The sequence below is a fragment of the Microbacterium sp. ISL-103 genome (assembly GCF_018613995.1).
Lineage (GTDB): Bacteria > Actinomycetota > Actinomycetes > Actinomycetales > Microbacteriaceae > Microbacterium.
Genome location: NZ_JAGGPD010000448.1, coordinates 1 through 2191, shown reverse-complemented (window position 1 = coordinate 2191; position 2191 = coordinate 1). Strand labels below are relative to the sequence as shown.

Below are 2191 nucleotides of genomic sequence, written 5' to 3'. Positions count from 1 at the left end.
CATGAGTCTGCTCATCGCTCTCGTCTTCGACCTGATCCTGGTGGCGACCGGCCGGATCCTGATGCCCTGGAGCCGCGCCGCGGGCGTGCGCGCGCAGAGCGGCGATCCCACGGATGCCGACACCGATGCCGACAGCGCCAGCATCCGTCGAGTGCTCGCGCCTCCGGGGGCGGGTGTCTGATGAACTTCTTCCTCGACGCCATCGCCTGGATCTTCGATCCCGCCAACTGGGTGCCGTGCTCGCAGAGCCCGCTGCCCATCGGCGACCGACTCGTCGAGCACCTCGTCTACTCGGTTGTCTCGCTCGTCATCGCGATCCTGATCGCTCTGCCGCTCGGCTTCTACATCGGGCACACCGGGCACGGTCGGCAGTTCGTGATCGGCTTCACCGGCGCCATGCGCGCCCTGCCGACGCTCGGCCTGCTGTTCTTCCTCACCATGGTGCTGCGCTCGGGCCTCAGCACCACTCCGGCCGTTCTCGTCGGCTCGGTCATCGCGTTCGTCCTGCTGGCGATACCGTCGCTGCTCGCCGGCGCCTACGCCGGTCTCGAGAGCGTCGGTCGCGAATCGATCGATGCGGCGCGATCCGTGGGGATGACCGAGATGCAGATCCTGCGCAAGGTCGAGATCCCCCTCGGACTGCCGGTGATCATCGGGGGAATCCGCTCGGCCACGCTGCAGGTCATCGCGACGGTGACGATCGCGTCGTACGTGGGACTCGGCGGCCTCGGGCGCATCATCTCCTCCGGCATCGGCCTCAACGACTACACCGTGATCCTCGGTGGGGCGCTCCTGGTGACCGTTCTCGCGCTGAGCGTCGACGGTCTCTTCGCGCTTCTCCAGCGACTCACCCGCACTCGGGGACAGACCAGCGGCGCCCCGCGCAGCGTGCAGCGAAACAGATCGGATGCCGACGTGGCGCCGATCCTCGACGAAAGGACCCCCGCATGACCTCTCGAGCCCGTACGACTCGGCTGGCAGCCTGCCTGCTCGCCGTCACCACCACCGTCGCTCTCGCCGGCTGCGCGACCAGCGACCCGACCTCATCCGGCGGCGGCGACGCTGCCGAAGGCGACGCCATCATCGTGGGGTCCTTCGCCTTCCCCGAGAGCGAGATCCTCGGCGAGATCTACGCGCAGGCACTCGAGGCCGAAGGCTTCGACGTGTCGACCAAGTTCAACATCGGGCCGCGACAGCAGACGATCCCCGCTCTGCAGGACGGGTCGATCAACCTCATCCCGGAGTACAACGGCAACCTGCTGGCCTACTACGACACGGCCTACGAGGAGCGCACGACCGAGGATGTCGACGCGGCGCTGCCGGATGCCGTGGGCGCGGACGACCTGCAGGTGCTCGACTCGGCTGAGGCCGAGGACAAGGACGCCTATGTGGTGACGAAGAAGACCGCCGAGGACAACGACCTCACGGCCATCGGCGACCTCAAGGCGCTGGAGCCCTTCTCGCTGGCCTCGAACCCGCAGTTCGGCGAACTCGGCTACGGCATCCCGGGCCTCCGCGACGTCTACGGGGTGGGTGTGGACGCAGGACAGGTCACGTTCGTCCCGTACGAGGACTTCGGCGGCCCGGACACCGTGCAGGCACTCGTCGACGGCACGGTGCAGGTCGCCGACATCTACACGACCTCGCCGGCGCTCAAGGCCGAAGATCTCGTCGTACTCGAGGACCCCGAGAACATGATCTCGGCGCAGAACGTCATCCCGCTGCTCTCGAAGGACATCTACACCGACAAGCTCGCAGAGGTGCTCAACGCGATCTCGGCGAAGCTCACCACCGACGATCTGATCGATCTGCGCGAACGGGTCGAGGGAGACGAGAAGGCGTCGGCGTCGACCGCAGCAGAAGAGTGGCTCACCGCCGCGGGCCTGCTCGGCGAGTGACCGTGCCCGCGGATCGCGAGTCGGCGATCTGATCGGAGCCCCGCTGTCGCACCGGCAGCGGGGCTTCGTCGTAAGCTGGCGAGCATGAGTGCCTCGTCCGACGATCCCGCCTCGACGGACGACACCGTCGCCGCGACCGACGGTGCCGCACCCCCCGATCTCGACGAGGCGGTGTCTCGTGTCGAGCACGAGCTCGGGCGGCTCTTCGCTCGCATCCGCGTGAGCTGGCGGGAAGCTGCGACGACCGTGCACCCCGACCTGCCGCCGCTCGGCTATCAGGTGCTGACCTCGAT

General features: G+C 67.9%; 2 protein-coding genes and 2 pseudogenes. All 4 read left to right on the top strand.

Features of this window, described 5'->3' with window-relative positions:
* Nucleotides 1-181 (top strand): annotated as a pseudogene (locus J7E68_RS15555) (ABC transporter permease); the annotation flags it as partial.
* The gene (locus J7E68_RS15550; RefSeq protein WP_215174099.1) at nucleotides 181-951 is read left to right on the top strand and encodes an ABC transporter permease; all 771 of its coding nucleotides are present in this window, start codon (nucleotides 181-183) and stop codon (nucleotides 949-951) included. The pseudogene J7E68_RS15555 and the gene J7E68_RS15550, both read left to right, overlap by 1 nt.
* Nucleotides 948-1898: an ABC transporter substrate-binding protein gene (locus J7E68_RS15545; RefSeq protein ID WP_215174097.1), complete on the top strand. Its 951-nt coding sequence runs from the start codon at nucleotides 948-950 to the stop codon at nucleotides 1896-1898. Before J7E68_RS15550 ends, J7E68_RS15545 begins: the two co-directional genes overlap by 4 nt.
* Nucleotides 1899-1982: 84 nt before the next feature.
* A pseudogene (locus tag J7E68_RS15540) lies at nucleotides 1983-2191 on the top strand (MarR family transcriptional regulator); the annotation flags it as partial.

Excerpts from the sequence above, each read along its gene's own strand:
- J7E68_RS15550 (WP_215174099.1), top strand. The coding sequence starts at position 181 with ATGAACTTCTTCCTCGACGCCATCGCCTGGATCTTCGATCCCGCCAAC.
- J7E68_RS15545 (WP_215174097.1), top strand. The coding sequence starts at position 948 with ATGACCTCTCGAGCCCGTACGACTCGGCTGGCAGCCTGCCTGCTCGCC.